The organism is Mesorhizobium sp. WSM4844, from assembly GCF_055811775.1.
The window spans coordinates 1-220 of record NZ_JBVVQB010000250.1 but is presented as its reverse complement, the minus strand read 5'-3'; the positions used below and the strand labels follow the sequence as shown (position 1 = coordinate 220).

At 60.9% G+C, this 220-nt stretch carries 1 pseudogene; it reads left to right on the top strand.

Going from position 1 to position 220, the window contains the following annotated elements:
- Window positions 1–201, top strand: a pseudogene (locus tag AC0L2A_RS36630) (transposase); the annotation flags it as partial.
- Between the last annotated feature and the right edge of the window lie 19 nt (window positions 202–220).

Here is a 220-nt window from a genome sequence, read left to right as displayed (position 1 = left end):
GGCGAGCCTGCTCTATCTCCCGCCCTATAGCCCAGACTTCAATCCCATCGAAAACGCCTTCGCCAAGCTCAAGGCGCCACTGCGGCAAAGGGCCGAGAAACCATCAAGGCTCTGTGGGACGCGGTCGGCGCGGTCGTCGACCTCTTCACCCCAGCCGAATGCGCCAACTACTTCAAGGCAGCTGGATACGACCCAGATTAAACAGGACGCGCTCTAGCCG